The sequence below is a fragment of the Flavobacterium tegetincola DSM 22377 genome, from assembly GCF_000425485.1.
Classification (GTDB): domain Bacteria; phylum Bacteroidota; class Bacteroidia; order Flavobacteriales; family Flavobacteriaceae; genus Flavobacterium; species Flavobacterium tegetincola.
Genome location: NZ_KE384385.1, coordinates 1 through 17,236, shown reverse-complemented (window position 1 = coordinate 17,236; position 17,236 = coordinate 1). Strand labels below are relative to the sequence as shown.

General features: G+C 33.5%; 16 protein-coding genes. 9 read left to right on the top strand and 7 right to left on the bottom strand.

The window, feature by feature from the left end; translation table 11 throughout:
• The first annotated feature begins 14 nt into the window (after positions 1–14).
• On the top strand, positions 15–488 hold the full coding sequence (locus H602_RS0113310; protein ID WP_157505066.1) for a hypothetical protein: 474 nt from the start codon (positions 15–17) through the stop codon (positions 486–488).
• 65 nt (positions 489–553) lie between these two features.
• On the opposite strand, the gene H602_RS0113305 is transcribed toward H602_RS0113310, so the two are convergent.
• The 4 genes from H602_RS0113305 to H602_RS0113290 all read right to left on the bottom strand — a co-directional run bounded on the left by H602_RS0113305 (position 554) and on the right by H602_RS0113290 (position 4,294).
• Positions 554–1,489, bottom strand: a complete 936-nt coding sequence (locus H602_RS0113305) for a hypothetical protein (protein ID WP_026978441.1) — start codon at positions 1,487–1,489, stop codon at positions 554–556.
• A gap of 102 nt (positions 1,490–1,591) precedes the next feature.
• On the bottom strand, positions 1,592–1,891 hold the full coding sequence (locus H602_RS18885; RefSeq protein ID WP_051224523.1) for a helix-turn-helix domain-containing protein: 300 nt from the start codon (positions 1,889–1,891) through the stop codon (positions 1,592–1,594).
• A 110-nt stretch (positions 1,892–2,001) separates the two neighbouring features.
• Complete coding sequence (locus H602_RS0113295; protein ID WP_157505063.1) at positions 2,002–2,973, bottom strand: hypothetical protein; 972 nt, start codon at positions 2,971–2,973, stop codon at positions 2,002–2,004.
• 4 nt (positions 2,974–2,977) lie between these two features.
• Complete coding sequence (locus H602_RS0113290) at positions 2,978–4,294, bottom strand: tyrosine-type recombinase/integrase (RefSeq protein WP_026978439.1); 1,317 nt, start codon at positions 4,292–4,294, stop codon at positions 2,978–2,980.
• A 373-nt stretch (positions 4,295–4,667) separates the two neighbouring features.
• Here H602_RS0113290 and H602_RS0113285 point away from each other — a divergent pair, with 373 nt between their 5' ends.
• Positions 4,668–6,809 carry a M3 family metallopeptidase gene (locus H602_RS0113285; protein ID WP_035759647.1) on the top strand — a complete coding sequence of 714 codons (2,142 nt, stop codon included), beginning with the start codon at positions 4,668–4,670 and terminating at the stop codon, positions 6,807–6,809.
• A gap of 160 nt (positions 6,810–6,969) precedes the next feature.
• Here H602_RS0113285 and H602_RS18880 read toward each other — a convergent pair whose 3' ends face one another.
• Both H602_RS18880 and H602_RS0113275 read right to left on the bottom strand, forming a co-directional pair.
• Complete coding sequence (locus tag H602_RS18880) at positions 6,970–7,827, bottom strand: mechanosensitive ion channel family protein (RefSeq protein WP_051224520.1); 858 nt, start codon at positions 7,825–7,827, stop codon at positions 6,970–6,972.
• Positions 7,828–7,908: 81 nt separating this feature from the next.
• Positions 7,909–9,918 carry a thioredoxin domain-containing protein gene (locus H602_RS0113275; protein WP_026978437.1) on the bottom strand — a complete coding sequence of 670 codons (2,010 nt, stop codon included), beginning with the start codon at positions 9,916–9,918 and terminating at the stop codon, positions 7,909–7,911.
• 248 nt (positions 9,919–10,166) lie between these two features.
• Between H602_RS0113275 and H602_RS0113265 the strand changes: the two genes are divergently transcribed.
• The 5 genes from H602_RS0113265 (at position 10,167) to H602_RS0113245 (ending at position 14,794) form a co-directional block, all read left to right on the top strand.
• Positions 10,167–10,385, top strand: a complete 219-nt coding sequence (locus tag H602_RS0113265; RefSeq protein ID WP_026978435.1) for a DUF2683 family protein — start codon at positions 10,167–10,169, stop codon at positions 10,383–10,385.
• Entirely contained in the window at positions 10,361–10,636 is a 276-nt protein-coding gene (locus H602_RS0113260; protein WP_026978434.1) for a Txe/YoeB family addiction module toxin, read from the top strand. Before H602_RS0113265 ends, H602_RS0113260 begins: the two co-directional genes overlap by 25 nt.
• Before the next feature lie 404 nt (positions 10,637–11,040).
• Positions 11,041–12,477, top strand: a complete 1,437-nt coding sequence (gene asnS, locus H602_RS0113255) for an asparagine--tRNA ligase (protein ID WP_026978433.1) — start codon at positions 11,041–11,043, stop codon at positions 12,475–12,477.
• A 237-nt stretch (positions 12,478–12,714) separates the two neighbouring features.
• Positions 12,715–14,175, top strand: coding sequence for an RNA polymerase factor sigma-54 (gene rpoN, locus H602_RS0113250; RefSeq protein WP_026978432.1), 1,461 nt, complete (start codon positions 12,715–12,717; stop codon positions 14,173–14,175).
• Positions 14,176–14,185: 10 nt separating this feature from the next.
• Entirely contained in the window at positions 14,186–14,794 is a 609-nt protein-coding gene (locus H602_RS0113245; RefSeq protein ID WP_051224517.1) for a hypothetical protein, read from the top strand.
• Here the strand turns inward: H602_RS0113245 and H602_RS0113240 are convergent.
• The gene (locus H602_RS0113240) at positions 14,789–15,496 is read right to left on the bottom strand and encodes a porin family protein (RefSeq protein WP_026978430.1); all 708 of its coding nucleotides are present in this window, start codon (positions 15,494–15,496) and stop codon (positions 14,789–14,791) included. The two genes, H602_RS0113245 and H602_RS0113240, sit on opposite strands and share 6 nt — an antisense overlap.
• Before the next feature lie 197 nt (positions 15,497–15,693).
• Here H602_RS0113240 and H602_RS0113235 point away from each other — a divergent pair, with 197 nt between their 5' ends.
• Entirely contained in the window at positions 15,694–16,008 is a 315-nt protein-coding gene (locus H602_RS0113235) for an HPF/RaiA family ribosome-associated protein (protein ID WP_026978429.1), read from the top strand.
• Positions 16,009–16,132: 124 nt separating this feature from the next.
• The gene (locus H602_RS0113230; protein WP_026978428.1) at positions 16,133–16,855 is read left to right on the top strand and encodes an AAA family ATPase; all 723 of its coding nucleotides are present in this window, start codon (positions 16,133–16,135) and stop codon (positions 16,853–16,855) included.
• The last annotated feature ends 381 nt before the right edge of the window (positions 16,856–17,236 follow it).

The window sequence follows — 17,236 nt, the reverse complement described above, 5'->3', positions numbered from 1 at the left end:
TGTAAACAATTTTTATGAGAAAACGTCCACTTGTTATAATTATGGCTCTGTTGTTTTCGATAATCGGTTATTTGCTTAAGCTTAACAATGATAAAGATAGTTTATTGTCTGAAAGCGATGAATCAATTGAAATGCTAAGTCAAGAGATTGACGAGCTAAAAGAGGAAGTAAAAAATCTAACAGATTTAAATTCAAAAGAATCTACTTTGGAATATCTTACAATTGAACTAAATGAGAAAAGAATTAATTTATGTGAGGAGGAATTAAGGTTAGAGCAAAATAGAATTATTAAACGAGAGGTATTTTATGGAATGATTAAAGATACTGACTTTGAAAAATATATTGAGTCAACTACGTATAGAAATTACCAAAATCCATTATTAAATAAAGTTTCTGTAGAAATTATCGGAACATCCAATATTATTTCATTTTACTCGCAATTGTATTCTGACTACCATTGGCTTTATGTTACGACAAACTATAAATAAACCCGCCTTAAAAAAAGCGGGTAGGTAATTAATGTCATTACTATAATATCTTACATTCTATCCCATTAAGCTGAAATAGGTTCAAACAAATCTAATTCATCTTGATTTATTAATTCCCAAAATTTATGTATTAATTTGAATTCTACATCAGCTTTTAATGTGGTTAAGTTGTACTTTCTTAAAAGTAAATCAAAATCTTTTTTTAACCGTGTTTGAATTTTATAGGACTTGTTTTCTCTTATTCTTTGCCAAAAATTAGGATTTGTGTATTTGTTCAACTTCTCTAAATCTGCGGGAGAAACTGAAATATTTTCTAAATTATCAATCAAAGTTAGCTTTAGGAATTCTTTGTGAAGGAATTCAAAAACTTTATGTAATTTATTTTTGTCTAATAAATCATTTATTGAGTAAATACCTAACGACTGAATTTTTCTTTTAGATTTTAGTTTTAGTTCTATTCTTAAAAGGTTCTTATTCAAGTGAAATTCTTTTCTGTACTGTTTTGATTTATTGTAAATCTTCAAAGAAGAGTCAGTTTTTGAAAATTCTTTAAAGTCTCCATTTCCTTTAAACTTCAAATCTTTATTGTGATTCTTTAAATCATACATTAAAAGATTATTGTCAATTAAAATTTTAGGGTCAAAACCTATATCAATATTTAGTCCTAATTCTAAATAACTTAATGAATTGTTGTCATTTAAGTCAAAAGTTTCTTCCAAAGCTGGAATAAGTGATGATAGTTGATGATATGTAAAATCGTTATAATTTTGATTTTCATCTAAAAAAATCATGTTTTCAAGTTTATGTAAACTTCCTGATAATTTAGAATAGAACGGATTGATTTTAACGTCTAGGTTGAAGTATTTCCCGTACTTTGGATAATCTTGCATTTCTCCTGTGGAAGTGTCTATAAATGTCTTTAAATCTACAATTTGGTTATTTCTAATGTTATTTTCAAATCGTAATGCGTCTGTAATATTTGTCTTGATAAAGTCTATCATTTTTTTTTGTTTTTGAAAATAGCAATGTTGGCAATATGATTAAACACCGCTATTTAATTTTTAATAAATTTTGTTGAAATAGGTTATTTAAACCTTAATAAATTATGCTACTGCATTCAGTTTATCGTAAACTTCACTCTTAAGATAATAAACTCGTCTCCCCAATTTTTTTGGTTTGAGAATGTTTTTATTTGCCCAATGGAAAAGCGAAGTGAAGGAAACTTTTAAAAGTTTTGCTGTTTCTTCCCTAGTCAGTAAATTTGATTCGTTTTCTGAATCTTTTGGATTAATCTGAATTAGATTTTTTAAGTTTTCTAATTCGTTTCTAATTGCATCTTTGATAAGATTTTGTAAGTCGGCTACATCTAAAGTAACTAACATACTGGCTTTGTTTTCAATCATAATAAATTTGCGAAAATGTTTTAAGTTAATTTGTTGTCATTTTCTTTGGCAAACTTATAATTTCAGTTTTGGTACTTTTGAGTAGTACCGTACATAAAAAGTACTACTTATTAAATTCCTTTATTTTTTAATTCTTCTAGTTTTTTAATTAAAAATTTCGAAGGCTCTATATTATTTTCTCGACAGTGAGTAATTAGAAACTCTGCTTTTTTTAGAGAATTGAATATGTTCTTTCTGTTGAGATTCATATTGGCATTTAAAGTATCATTTATATATGATTTTAAGCTCTCTTGTTTGATTTCCCATTCTTCACTTAACTCTCTGGCTAATGCATTGCCACTTTCAAAAAGTATATTTTTGTACTTTATCTCAAATCCAAAATTTTTCTTCTGCTCAAATTCTATTGAACCGATAGCAATTAGAATTCCTAATTTCTGCCATATCGTTTTGTATTCAATTTTTGGATTTTTTTTAATTGTCGGACTGTAATTATTAATATAGTTCGTTATTTCAGGACATATAAATTCGTATTCATTTATAATATCGCTAATACAGTCTTTGTAACTATCGTAAAAGGTTTTTAATACAAATTGCTGAATTTTATTAGCTTCAAAACCTTGGATTTCTTTTTTAAAATTTGAAAATCTTGCAATCTGTCTACTCAAGCTTTCCAAGCCCTCAATGACTTCTTTTAAAAAATATTTTGCTTGTCCTTCAAAGTGTAAAGTATAAAAAGTTTCGTTAACTGCATCAATGAAGTCATACCTGCTGAATATTTCAACTTTCCCGCATATTGTATCTTCAAATTCACTAAACCAAAAAACATCAGCAAACTCGTTGTAATTTAATTCTGTGCGATATTGTATGTCTTCATTTTCAATATTTTTGTCGTAGTCGTCTTTTGTTGTTTGTATTACATTCCAATTTTCATTTCCTTCCCATTCCCAGAAATAATAACTTCTTACTATTTTATAATCTTCATCATTAGGACATGCTCCAAACCTTCTTACGATTTCGTCAACATCGTATAAATCTTTAATCATATATTCCTTGACGTTCGATTTAAGCCAAAACTCTTTCATAATATTATTTGGAATTTCCTATATTAAATTCTTGCTTTTCCCATAATGCTTTCAAATTTTCTGCATACTCCTTTGAAGTAACTTTTATATAAGATAAAAATTGCTTCTCTGTGCTATGACCTGTAATTTTCATAATTGTTAAAGTGTCTAATTTGCCATAAAGATTTGTAGCAAAACTTCTTCTACAAATATGACTACTAACCAATTCATATTTAGGGTATATTCCAGTTTTCTTTCTATGAATTTTCTTCTTTTTTCCATTCTCAATGAATTCTACTTCATCAATTTTAGCACCTTCAACATTCTCTGTAATGCCTGCCTTTTCAGCTATAATTTTTATGTAGTCATTAAACTTCTGGTCGCTAATTTTCCTAGGAAATAAACCGTTTCTTTTTGCTAAAATTTTAGCAACTTGATTATGTATCGGAATAATTACGGGAAAGTCAGTCTTCAGCGTAGTTTTATATATATATCCATCTTCAATATTTTTTTTATCGAGTTTTAAAAAGTCTGAAATTCTAAGCCCTGTTCTTAATCCGATAATAAACCAGTCAGATGCATTCTCTAAATAGTCGGCGTCAAACTTATGGTTAAAAATAGTATTAATTTCTTCTTCTTTTAAGTAAATGTCATTTGTTTTGTTTTTTGGACTGTAGAATTGATTTGTGTTAAGTTCATAAGAAGTGGTTAAACCTTTATTTTTTGCATCATTGCAAATCATTTTAATAACATCTATGTAACCTCCGATTGTATTATTATTTAATCTTTCAACCGTTTCTAAATATTCGATAAATTTTTTATGAAACTCCAAGTCAATCTCATTTAGTTTTAAACTAACATTATAATGATTTTCAAAATTCTTTAATTTATTTAATGTCGTATTATAGTGTTGAATTGTTCTAGGTTTAATTAAATTTCCATCTCTGTTTTTTTTATTTTTAGCTTCCTCAATAAAACTGTCAATAAAATTAGTAAAAAATAGCTTTTGCTTTTCTTCAATTGCAATATCTTGAGGTTTGAAAAATAAATCGACCTTGAATTTTAGCCATTGATTATTGATAACGGCTGTTTTGTTGTTTGTTTTGGTGTTTTCGTATTCTATTTTGAGATATGTCTTAAAGTCAGAAAGCTTTCTATTGACATCTTTGTAGTTTAATTCAATAGTTGACAGTACTTCTTTCTTGGCAATGCTCCATCTGTCTTTTGGGCATTCTAAACCTGTTGATACTTCTAGGTCAAATTTACTTCCTTGTTTGAATCTAACATATATAGATTTCCATTCTGAAACTCCTTTCTTTAACCTGTAGGTAATTGACGCCATAATATCTTTTTATCAAAGATAAGAATTCATTTTTATTATACCCCCAATTATACCCCCAAAATTGGTTAATTAAAGTTAATTTAGTGGAATTTCATTTAATTAATTGCTAGGTTTATATTTTCAAATACTTGTTTATAAGAGTTTAAACAATTAATTTACGATTAATAACATTACAGAGTTGTACTCCTATTATCCGCACAAAACCCTTAATTATTCTGTAATTAAGGGTTTTTTTATGCTTTGTTGCCAAATATTTAATGTAGAAATTCAACATCACGATACAGAAACTTATTTTTTACCTTCACTTTAACTTTTGATAGTGAATTGCCTCTATTATTTCTGCTAAATTTACGGATCCTAAAAACCAACAGAAATGAAAATCAAACCATTCTTAATCTTGCTGACTATTGGAAATCTATTTACCATAGAAGCTCAAGAAAAAAAGCAAACAATGAATCCATTTTATCAAAGTTACAACACACCTTTTAATGTACCTGCTTTTGACAAAATCAAAACCGAACATTTTAAACCAGCTATTTTGGAAGGTATCAAGCGCCATCAAGCGGAAATCAATGCGATTGCCAATAATCCAGCGGCACCTACTTTTGACAACACGATTTTGGCAATGGAAAATGCCGGGGAATTACTTTCTGAAATAAACCGTGTTTTTGGAAATTATAATTCGGCCAATACCAATGAGGAAATTCAGACGATTGCAAAGGAAGTTGCTCCAGAAATGTCCGCTCACGGCGATAATATTTCGTTGAATGAAAAATTATTTGCACGAGTACAAGCGATTTGGAACAAGCGAGAAAGTTTGAACTTGAATTTAGAACAAGCAAAAATACTAGAAAACCGTCACAAATCTTTTGTGCGAAGTGGCGCAAACTTATCAGCAACAGACAAAGATAAATTAAGAAAAATAAATGCCCAACTTTCTTTGACTGCTTTGAAATACGGTCAGAATATTTTGGCTGAAACCAATAAATACGAGTTGGTTATTTCCGACAAAAAAGAATTGGCAGGATTGCCAACTCAGTTGGTAGAGGCGGCTGCTTCTGATGCAAAAGCTAAAGGAAAGACTGGAAAATGGATTTTTACGCTTTCTAATTCAAGTGTAATGCCGTTTTTGCAATACAGTTCAAATAGAAAATTGCGTCAGGAAATTTGGAATGCGTATCAGACGAGAGCCAATCACGACGATGATTTAGACAACAAAAGTAATGCAGTACAACTTGCAAACCTCCGTGGCGAAAAAGCAAGACTTTTGGGTTACGGATCGCATTCGGCTTTTGTTTTAGAAGAATCAATGGCTAAAAATGCTGTTAATGTCAATAAATTATTGAATGACTTGTGGAAACCTGCATTAGAAATTGCAAAAACGGAAGCAGCCGACATTCAATTAATGATGAAGAAAGATGGCATCACCGATAAAGTGCAACCGTACGACTGGAGGTATTATACTGAAAAAATCAGAAAGCAACGTTTTGATTTGGACGAGCAAGAATTGAAACCATATTTTAGTATTGATAACGTGAGAAAAGGTGTATTTCAGGTGACTGAAAATTTATATGGATTGAAATTTAAACAGCTTGATAATGTTCCCGTTTATCACGAAGATGTTACGGCTTGGGAAGTTACAGAAGCAAATGGAACGCATGTTGGTATTTTGTACATGGATTTTCACCCACGAGCTTCAAAACGAGGTGGTGCTTGGATGACATCTTACAGAGCACAAAAAACCGAGAATGGCGTTCGTCAAGCACCAGTTATTTCTATCGTTTGTAATTTTACAAAACCTACGGCAGACGCTCCAGCTCTTTTGACTTTTGATGAGGTTACGACTTATTTCCACGAATTTGGTCACGCTTTGCACGGATTATTATCCAATGTAACGTACCAAAGTCTAGCAGGAACAAGTGTTCCAAGAGATTTTGTGGAGTTGCCTTCGCAAGTAATGGAAAACTGGGCTGCTGAACCTGAAGTATTGAAAATGTATGCCAAGCATTACAAAACAGGAGAAACGATTCCAGACGCTTTGATTGAAAAATTACAAAAAGCGGGTACTTTTGACCAAGGATTTGCTACTGTGGAATATCTAGCTGCATCTTTATTAGATATGGATTATCATTCTCAAACTGCCGCAATTACCACAGATGCTGAAACATTTGAGAAAAATGCAATGCAAAGGATTGGGTTGATTGACGCTATAATCCCACGTTACAGAAGTACGTATTTCCAACATATTTTTTCTGGTGGATATTCGTCTGGATATTACAGTTACATTTGGTCGGGTGTTTTGGATACCGATGCTTTTGAAGCGTTTAAAACTACAACATTGTTCAATCCAGAAATGGCAAAATCGTTTCGCGAAAACATTTTGGAAAAAGGAGGAACTGAAGATCCAATGATTTTATACAAACGTTTTAGAGGTGCAGAACCAAGCATTGCACCATTGTTAAGAAAAAGAGGTTTAGATAAGAAACCGCTAAAAGCAATTAGGTTAAAAGGATAAATTAATTGAAGCATAAAAAAATCCCATTTTGAATTTTCAAAATGGGATTTTTTACATCTATATACTTAAGTCGAATTGCGGAATTAAAATAATTCTCGCCTTATCCTTATTGAAATGCTTTTGCAAACGTTGTGGTTCAATTATAATAAACGCACAGTTTTTACTTCGTTTTTGAAATTTTATTTATACTTGCTTCTTTAACAAATGGTTGAATTTCCAGACCATCATCATCAAGTTGTTTTTTCATATCCTGCAAAACATCTGAATACATATCCCAGTAATCTGCGTTAGTCGCCCATGGTCTAACGGCCATTGTTACACCATTATCCACTAATCCAGTGACAACCACTCCTGGCTTTGGTTCTTTTAAAATGCGAGAATCTTTCTCTAATATCGAATGTAAAATTTCTTTTACGCGTTTTAAATCGGCGTCATAGGAAACGGTAAATGTAATATTGGCACGTCGTGTTCCGGCTTCAGAATAATTGGTAATGTTTCCGTTAGACAAAGCGCCATTTGGAACAAAAATAACTTGGTTGTTGGTTGTGGTTAATTTTGTTATAAAGATTTGAATCTCGGTCACCGTTCCCGAAACGCCTTGTGCTTCAATGAAATCGCCTATTTTGAAAGGTTTAAACATAATAATAAGCATTCCTCCAGCAAAATTGGAAAGCGATCCTTGAAGAGATAATCCAACTGCTAAACCCATTGCTCCTAAAATGGCCACAAAAGAAGAGGTGCCTATTCCCAATTGATCGATGACCGCTACAAACAACATTATTCGCATAATCCAAAGCAATATATCTGCCATAAATTTGCTTAAAGATGGATCATATTCTCTTTTTAACATGATACGTCGAACAAATCGGTTGATTAAACGTACAAGGTAAAGTCCTACAAATAGCAGTAGAAATGCTGAAATTAAACTTGGAATATAATGTACAATAGACGTGATAAACTGTTCGGTATAACGTTGAATGTCTTCGGGTGTGAAATTAACGGCTAAAAATGGAATCATTAAAAAGGCTTATTTTATGTTTTTTGAATAAATTTTCTACAAAACTACTTAAAATCAGTAGCAATTTGCTTTAAAATGAAGTTAAAGTATAGATTTCAAGACTTCTTCAAAATGAGCAGTCGGTGCTTGACACGTTCTGTTTTCACATAAATAAAACAGTGTTTGATGTTCCTGATACCGATTTGTTAGAAACGGTAGATTGCTGTTTTTTGAACTTCCAGAAATAAAGACATTGGGATAATAGTGTGCATTGAATTTTTGTAATTCCTCTCCTGCTTTTGGGCCAACAATTGCCAATTCTTTTGAATTTGAAAAGTCTAATGTAAGGTCAAGCCAGTTAGAAAAGGCTGATGGATAATCTATATTTGGAAGCACTTTGTCTAACATTTCCTGTGCTGTTTTTTCGTAAAATGAATTTGAAAAATGTACGGATAAAATAAGAAGATTCTTTGCCATCATTGAGTTTGAGGCTGGGATAACATTGTCTTCAATATCATAATGTTTCGCAATCAAGTCCGAGTCCAAATCAGACATGTAGTTAAATAATTTTTGCTCTGGTTCAAAGAAATGCTCCAAACTGTAATCCATCAATTGTTTGGCATCGCGTAACCATTTTTCATCGAAGGTGACTTCAAATAAAGCAATAAAACTTTGAATCACACACGCATAGTCTTCTAGGAAACCGTTGATAGTTGCTTTACCATTCTTGTAACTTCTAAATAAATTTCCATCGGCCGACCATAATTTTTCAGCAATAAAATGTCCGTTTTTTAGTGCTAAATCCAAGTATAACGGATTTTGTAAGGCTTTATAACTTTCTACAAATCCGGTTAAAGTCAACGCATTCCATGAAGTCAAGCATTTATCATCCAATCGTGGTGGATTTCTTTTCTGCCTTTCGGCGAATAATAACTGTTCCCATAACTTTTTCTTCTGATGCAATTCAGAAGCCGTAATTTGAAAGGATTTGGCGATTTCGTCCAAAGATTCGCTTTGAATTAAAACGTAATTTCCGTGTTCCCAATGTCCGAATTGATTGATGTTGAAAACTGTAGCAAACAGTTTAAAATCGTCTGTTATTAAGGTTTGCAATTCGCTTTTTTTCCAAACATAAAATGCGCCTTCTTCTAATACGTTATTTTCATTCAAACTATCGGCATCCAAAGCCGAATAAAATCCACCTTCATTGTTGTCCAAATTGGTTTGTAAAAAAGAAACGGTTTTCTCAATTACTTGTTGATACAATGGATTCTTTGTTCTTTTAAAGGCTTTTGCATACAGAGAAAGTAGTTGTCCATTATCGTACAACATCTTTTCAAAATGCGGAACATGCCATTTTATATCTACAGAATACCGTGAAAACCCTCCTTCAATCGTGTCAAATAAACCGCCATAAGCCATTTTTGTAAGCGTCAAATCTACAAAGTTCAATACGTCTTGGTCGTTGTTTTGAAATCCGTAGCGCATTAAAAAATCGTAATTATTTGGCATCATAAATTTTGGTGCACGTGCCATTCCTCCAAACTCAACGTCAAAACTTTTAGTCCATTTGGCAATTAGTTCTTCTAATATAATTGATGTCGGCGTTTCCGTTTTTTCTACAGGCAAATGCTGTAATGACACGATGGCTTCTTGTAATTTATCCGCATACTCCAATAATTTTTCGGGCTTTGTGGTATATAATTTTTGCAATTGTTCCAAAGTATCGATCCACTCCTCAATTTTAAAATACGTTCCGCCCCAAATTGGTCTGCCGTCTGGAAGGCAAACTACGTTGAGTGGCCAACCGCCTCTTTGTGTCATAATTTGCACGGCTTTCATGTAAACGGCGTCAATATCGGGACGTTCCTCACGGTCGACTTTTATTGAGGTGAAATGCGCATTCATGGTTTTTGCGGCATTTTCATTTTCAAAGGTTTCGTGTTCCATCACGTGGCACCAATGGCAAGCAGAATAACCGATACTTACTATTATGAGTTGGTTTTTATGAGAAGCTTTTTTAATTGTATTTTCATTCCAAGCTTTCCAGTGAACAGGATTTTCGGCGTGTTGGAGTAGGTAAGGGCTGGATTCTTTTGAGAGTTCGTTCATGGGAATTTTATTTTATGCCAGTACATCTCGTGGTAAAAACTGGTATTGTCAATGGCGGTATAAAGTTAGGTAAATTGAATTTCAATATCAACGTCAATAGCAATATCAAAAGAAAATTAATTTTAAGTTCCGCTTGCGCAAGAGTTTTGATGCCGACAGTGAAAATGCATTTGACGCAACTCAATTCAAGAAATACTAGTTATTCATTGTTTTGAAAAAAGCCTTATCTTTGTGTAAACACTACAGTTATGGACACTATTATCATTCATGCAGAACCGAAGAAAAAAAAGGCACTAATAGAAATTTTAAAAGCTTTTGATATTCCGTATGAGGTAAAGAAAAAAGCAGAAAAAACCTATGATCCTGAATTTGTGAAAATGGTTTTGGAACGTCGAGCAAGTGCTAAAAATGGAAATACGACGCTTATTAATCCAGAAGACTTATGGGGAAGTTTAGGATTAAAATAGAAAATTCTGCTCAAGAAGATGTATTTAAGATTTATAGATCTGGTGATAAGTCTTGCATTAAGAAATTGCAAAAAATCATGATCGAGCTATCTGATCATCCAACTACCGGAATCGGTAATCCTGAATTATTGAAACACAGTCTTTCTGGATTATGGAGCAGACGCCTTAATAAGAAAGACCGACTGATTTATGAAATCTTTGAAGAGCCTGAAGAGTTGGTCGTGGTGATTTCTGCTTTAGGTCATTATTAGAATAGTTGCTGATGAACTTTTATTAGATAATTTAACTTTTCATTGCTCATAATTAGCGTCCTGCTTGTGCAAATTTACGTTTTAAAAAATTTGAATAGTTATGACCGAAAGCATTGCGGTAGTAATCACACCTGCAGAAATCGTGAATTATATTTTTGCAAAATTTCCATGAAATCCCAAATCCCATAGCCCAGATAGCAGTGAAATCCTTTTATATTTATAGCCCGTGGTTTAAACCATGGGCTATAAATACAAAAGATTGGAGCGTATAGCTGGATGAAGCTCCAAAAACAGAAAGGGAAGATGGGATTAACCACGACTTATAAAAAGAAAACAATTATATTTGTATCGGATTTCGAGACTTTCGGAATCTTTTTTATGTAAACACTTATTTAGACTTAAAAATGAAACATACAAAAGTTAAAGACTTGCTGGAAAGCACGAAGACGCTTCACGAAGTAAATGCAAAAGGATGGGTGAGAACTTTTAGAAATAATCAATTTATTGCGTTAAACGACGGTTCGACGTTACAAAATATTCAGTGTGTGGTGGATTTTGAAAATACACCGGAAGACACGTTGAAACGTATTACGACTGGAGCGGCGGTTTCGGTTACGGGTGAATTGGTGGAGAGTAAAGGTGCTGGACAGAAATTTGAAATTCAGGTTTCGAAGCTTGAAATTTTGGGTGATTGTGATGCGGAGAAATTCCCGATACAGCCGAAGAACAAACCAAGTTTGGATTTCTTGCGTGAAAATGCTCATTTACGGGTGAGAACGAATGCTTTTGGAGCGATTATGCGGGTTCGCTCAGTATTGTCGTTTGCGGTTCATAGTTATTTTCAGGAAAAAGGGTTTGTTTATGTGAACACGCCAATTATTACGGGAAGTGATGCAGAAGGTGCTGGTGAAATGTTTAAAGTAACTGCTTTGCCTTTTGACAACACGCCTAGAACGGAAGAAGGAAAGGTAAATTACAAGGAAGATTTCTTTGAAAAGGAAACAAACTTGACGGTTTCAGGTCAATTGGAGGCGGAAACGTATGCGATGGCTTTGGGTCAGGTGTATACTTTTGGGCCAACTTTTAGAGCAGAAAATTCCAATACCTCTCGTCACTTGGCGGAGTTTTGGATGATTGAGCCGGAGGTTGCGTTTAATAATTTGGACGACAACATGGATTTGGCGGAAGATTTCATTCAATACGTGATCAAGTACACGATGGAGAAATGTGCCGATGATTTGAAGTTTTTAGAAGGTCGATTGCTAGACGAAGAGAAATCAAAACCAGCGGCTGAACGAAGCGAGTTGGCTTTGATGGACAAGTTGAATTTTGTTTTGGAAAACAATTTTAAACGGGTTTCTTATACGGAAGCGATTGATATTTTGAGAAATTCGACACCTAATAAGAAGAAGAAATTCAATTATATCATTAACGAATGGGGTGCTGATTTGCAATCGGAACACGAGCGTTTCTTGGTGGAAAAACACTTTAAATGTCCGGTAATTTTGTTTGATTATCCAGCGAATATCAAAGCTTTTTACATGCGATTGAACGAAGACGGTAAAACGGTTCGTGCGATGGATATTTTGTTTCCTGGAATTGGAGAAATCGTGGGTGGAAGTCAGAGAGAGGAACGTTATGATGTTTTGATTGAGAAAATGAAGGCCTTGGGAATTGACGAAGAAGAATTATCTTGGTACTTGGATACACGAAGATTTGGTAGTGCGGTTCACTCTGGTTTTGGTCTTGGTTTTGAAAGATTGGTGCTGTTTGTAACGGGTATGACTAATATTAGAGACGTGATTCCTTTTCCTAGGACTCCTGGGAATGCCGAGTTCTAGTAAAAATTAAGTTTAAACTTGAAACTATTTTGAACCATTAAGGCACTAAGGAAATTAAGTTAAATCTTAATGAAACTTATTTTTCTTAATGGTTCAAAACTTTAAAATAGAATCTATTCAAGTTAAAATTATTTAATTAAAATTATTTAATTAAAATTATAAGTTATTGAAGTATTTCGTAACTTGAAAACTAAATTAAAATCACAATTCATAAATCCTAATTCATAATTTTCTCAAATGCTTAAGCAGTTTTTAAATTTAAAATTATCTCAGAAATTATCTCCTCAGCAAATTCAGTTGATGAAGCTGATTCAATTGCCTACGCAAGCTTTTGAACAACGTTTGAAAGAAGAAATGAACGAGAATCCTGCCTTGGAAGGTGGTGATGAAGACGAATATGAAAACGATGAACTGGAATTTGAAGACGATGATTATGACGATAATGATGAAAACGAACGCATTGAAGCGGAAGACATCAACATCGATGAATACTTGAGCGATGATGAAACACCAGATTATAAAACGCAGGTAAACAACTACAGCGAAGAAGACGAGAGGGATTCTCCGTTAGCTGCTTCTTGGAGTTTTCACCAAGATTTGATCAATCAACTCAATACTTTCATATTGAATGATAATGAACGTCAGATTGCTGAATTCCTAGTGGGAAGTATTGATGATATGGGTTACATCCGCCGAAGTATTCCTGATATTGTAGACGACATGGCGTTTACGCAAGCGATTTACACTGATGAAGCTGCTGTGGAAAAAATTCTGCACATCATCCATCAATTGGAACCTTCAGGAGTTGGCGCTCGCGATTTACAGGAATGTTTATTGCTGCAATTAAAACATAAAACGCCTACAGAATCTGTTGATTTAGCGACGGATATTATCGAAAATCAGTTTGATGCTTTTACCAAAAAACATTACGATAAACTTTTACAAAAATACGATTGCACGAATGAACTGCTAAAAAAAGCGGTTCATGAAATTGAAAAACTGAATCCAAAACCGGGAGGTTCGTTTGCTGGAAACAGTAAAATTACCGAAAATGTAGTGCCTGATTTTACCATCCGGATTGTAGATGGCGAATTAGAATTGAGTTTGAACGGCAGAAATGCACCTTCTTTGCACGTTTCCAAAGATTATCAGGAAATGATGCAGACGTATAAAGATTCGCGCGATAAATCAAATTCGCAGAAAGATGCGGTACAATTTATTAAGCAAAAATTGGATTCGGCAAAATGGTTTATTGATGCAATCAGACAGCGTCAGGAAACACTTTATGTAACCATGAATGCAATTATGCATTATCAAGAAGATTATTTCTTGGAAGGCGATGAAACCATGTTGCGACCGATGATTCTAAAAGACATTGCCGATTTGGTTGGTTTGGATATTTCCACAGTTTCCCGAGTAGCGAATAGTAAGTATGTGGAAACACCTTACGGAACCAAATTGATCAAAGAATTTTTCTCTGAAGCGATGAAAAACGATCAAGGAGAAGACGTGTCAACTTTGGAAATCAAGAAAATTTTGCAAAACATCATTGAAGCCGAGGATAAGAAAAAACCGTTGCCAGATGATCAACTTGCCGAACTTTTAAAAGAAAAAGGCTACCCAATTGCCCGAAGAACCATTGCCAAATACCGTGAACAACTGGACATTCCTGTAGCGCGAATGCGAAAGAAAATGTAATTCAGAACGTATGTTGAAAAAAATTCTGTTGCCATTTTCCTATATCTTTCACCCGCTATTCATTTCGGTTTATGCAGTATTGCTGTTTTTTTTCTTTGGAAAACATACGTACGATTACCAACAGGTGTACATGGTAATCATCCAGATTGTGATTATTACCATTTTTATTCCTGTAACAATTTACTACCTCTTGCTTTCCATGGGACGTGTGGATTCCATCATGTTGGCGCATAAAAATCAACGCAGGTTGCCGTTGTTGTTTCACGCTATTTTGCTTTTAATTTTGATTCGAAAAAGCATTACTATCGATTATTTTCCCATTTTATACTTCTTCTTTCTGTCCAGTTTGATCAGTACATTTTGGGCCTTTGTGTTTTTGTTTACCAAATTCAAAGTGAGTTTGCATCAACTAGCTATTGCTTCTCTGACCGTCTTTGTCATCGGAATTAGCTTGCATTATAATGTACGAATGTTGTGGGTAATTGTTCCATTACTCGTATGTAACGGTTTGGTGGCTTCTTCTCGATTGGTCATGAAAGCACATACGCCTACAGAACTTATTCTAGGCGGATTGATTGGAAGTATTCCGCAAATTGGACTGCTTTATTTTTGGTTATAAAATGTAAAACATCAAGCCTACTTGAAGCGACTTCATTTTTACTGCTTCACTATTCACATCCACATCTTTAAAAATCGAGTTCGCGCCATAATACGCTTGGAAATTCCATGTATTAAAACCAACTACAATGTAAGGACCGTATTGTAATTTATTGAAGTCACTATTGTTTTTTACGGTTGAGCTCAGGTCATCAGTTTCATACCTGCTTCTGTCGTAAATCGAGTATTGTAATTTAAAACCAGCGTGAATGCGCCAGAATTTGTAGGATGTTGGCGTTGCGTTTCTCCATCTAAATTCAATTGGAACATCCACAAAAAATTGCTCAAATTTTCCCTTTGTCAAGTCTGCACTATTTAAAATTTGGTAATCAGTGCCGCTTGTGCTTTCAGTAATGACTAGATTTTGTTGGTAATTGGCGTATGATAATCCGGCTCCAGCTGCAATGGCAAAAGTCCGTTTTTTATTGATAGGCATATCGCGTAAAAAACCAGCTGACAATCCCGACGAAAATCCTTTCTGCCGAATGCCGGATGGCAAATTGGTAAGCACGTTATACGTTACACCAAAATAAAACTGATCTTCGCGGTACAGTGAATCTGCTTTTGTAAAAAAAGTGCTGTCAATAGTGGTTTCACGAAAATCTTCTTGCGCAAAACAAGGAGTCAAAATAAGGCAAGTGAGCAGTAGGAAAATATATCGCATGTATTCTGAAATGATGATGTTTGAAAAGCACTAGACAAAGATATTAAAGTTATCGCTAATGGCAGAGATTGGTTCAATAGTTTTTAGCGTTGCAGTAAAATAAGGGCGTTTTGATGTCACAAAATTATACTAATTCAATGGCTTTTGTAAATTGAGTTGTTTAAATTTGAGTATCAATAATTAAAAAAAAAGACATTATGCAAATACAGTTCAACACAGACAAAACAATTGAAGGACACGAAAGAATGCAAAATCACTTTTCGGAAGAAATTACCGAAAGCTTCAAAAGATTTGAAGATAAAATCACGAGAGTTGAGGTTCATGTAGGTGATGAAAATAGTGATAAATTCAGTTTAGACGATAAAAGATGCATGATAGAAGTCCGTTTAGCAGGCAAAAATCCAATTGCGGTAACCAACCACGCAGACACTGTTGAAAAAGCAGTAAGTGGTGCAACCGATAAAATGAAGAAATTGCTGACTACGACTTTTGAAAAGTTGAAAGCACATTAATGATAAATGACTTAAACTCCTGATACTTCAGGAGTTTTTTTTTGCTTTCAAGTTAATGCTCGAATCAGAAATATACGTTTAATTATAGCTATTTTTGCATCCAGAAACAACTACCTATTTTCTCATGCAATTATTTGATTTAGTCATCACCGATAAGCAAGACGTTGATTTAAAAGACATCGTTTTAGACGCGCAAAACGAAAAAAGTATTCAGACACTTCTGAAAGAATACAAATATGCAGAAGAACTTTCTAAATACAACTTACCCATCAACAACAAGATTCTACTTTTTGGAAGTTCAGGATGTGGGAAAACAACAACGGCAAAAGCAATTGCAAAAGCGTTGGGAAAGCCTTTGGTAATTCTGAATTTAAGCAATGTAGTTTGCTCTCGAATTGGCGAAACGGCTCAAAATGTCAAACAAGTTTTTGATAAAGCAGCTCGCGAGAAGGCCGTTTTGTTTTTGGATGAATTTGATCAAATTGGTAAAGAACGCGAGACCGACGACAAAGATGTGGGTGAAATGCGACGATTGGTCAATTCAATTATCCAATTGATTGATTATTATCCAAAAAATGCGATAATGATTTGCGCGACGAATCACGTGGAAATGATTGACAAAGCTTTGCTGCGAAGGTTTCAATTGCGCATTAATTTTGAAATGCCAAGTCAAGATGTTTTGGATAAGTATTACGATACTTTATTACATTCATTTCCTGATTCATTGAAAAGCATCAACAGGAAATACGGAATTTCTTTTGCCGAAGCGAAGGACGACGCTTTGACACAAGTTAAGGAACTTTTGATTGCAAGTTTAGAATCCTCTGAAAATGAAAAAAGCTTCTAAATAATTAGAAGCTTTTAATTTTGCAGAGAGGAAGGGATTCGAACTACCCTAATTAAGGAGCGTAAACACTACTTTCTACATTTATAAATCTTATAGGGTCTCGATTTTGCATCGATACAAAATAATTTCAATTCTTATATCGTAAATATAGTAAATCTTTAAAGTTTATATTGCTTTTGAGAGTTAAAATTTGAACATGTTAGATTACTTTACACTTTAATTTTTGAAATTCATCCTAACCAAATTATGTTTTCCTTGAATATTTACATTATTAAATTAAGGAAGTTAATTTAAAATATCATCTAAATTAGATTTGACTTAACGATAAGCCATTTTACTTACTAATTGTAATATTAAAACTTACCATATCATATTTTGAAC